1 protein-coding gene is annotated in these 1,047 nt (G+C 56.8%); it reads right to left on the minus strand.

Features of this window, described 5'->3' with window-relative positions:
- A partial coding sequence (locus tag MV985_RS01025) for a PHP domain-containing protein (protein ID WP_297458270.1) occupies positions 1-1,027 on the minus strand: 1,027 nt, incomplete at its 3' end.
- Positions 1,028-1,047: the final 20 nt, after the last annotated feature.

Below are 1,047 nucleotides of genomic sequence, written 5' to 3' on the forward strand. Positions count from 1 at the left end.
CCTGCCGTATGTGGCGGCTGTCGAGGTCCTCCCGCTGGGAGTTTATCTCCAGAGCGGTGCCAGTCTCTTTTGCCTTTTCGAGGACCCTTTCGAAATCGAGCGGATAGCCCTCCCTGTAGCCGTACTGCTTGCCAAAGGGGTGCCCTATCAGGTTCACATAGGGGTTCTCCATAGCCTTTATAATCCGCTCGGTGTTGTCTCGGTTGAAACGGCTGTGGATGGAGGCGGTGACGAAATCGAATTCCTTTAACAGCTCATCGGGAAGATCGAGCGACCCGTCGGGCAGGATATCGACCTCCGCCGACCAGAGTATCTTTATCCTGTCGCCGTAGAGCTTGCGCAAACGCTCTATCTCCTTTTTCTGCTCCCTAAAACGCTCGGGGGTAAGACCGTTTGCCACCCTCGCGCTCTGGGAGTGGTCCGATATAGCCATATACTCGTAGCCGCGCTCTATGCAGGCTTTTACCATCTCCTCGATGGTGTTCATCCCGTCGCTCCAGTTGCTGTGCATGTGGAGGTCGCCCAAAAGCTCTTCGTAGCCTACCAGCTTGGGGATACGGTGCTCCAGAGCAGCCTCTATCTCCCCGCTGTTTTCCCTGATTTCGGGGGGGATATACTGCATACCCAAGACCGCATAGACCTCCTCCTCCGTTCGACCAGCCACCCTCTCGCCCGTTTGGGCGTCGAATACGCCGTACTCGTTAATCTTCAGCCCCTTCTCTTTGGCTATCTCTCTAACGCGGATGTTGTGGTGCTTGGAGCCGGTGAAGTACTGGAGCGCCGCCCCCCAGCTATCGGGCTCCACGGTTCTGAGGTCGCACTGGCGGTGGTGGTCCTTTAAGAGGATGGTCGACTTGGTCTGCCCGTGGAGCTGAACGTCCTCTATATCGGGAAAGCGGACAAAGGCATCGTGAATCTTCTGCCAGTGCTCCTTGGGGGCGGAAACAAGGATGTCGAAGTCCCGAACGGTCTCCTTCATACGCCGCAGGCTCCCCGCCACGGCTATGTTCTCTATGTAAGGACCCACCTCTTTGCGTAAGTGCTCGA

The sequence above is a fragment of the Thermococcus sp. genome (assembly GCF_027012695.1).
In the GTDB taxonomy this organism is placed as follows: domain Archaea; phylum Methanobacteriota_B; class Thermococci; order Thermococcales; family Thermococcaceae; genus Thermococcus.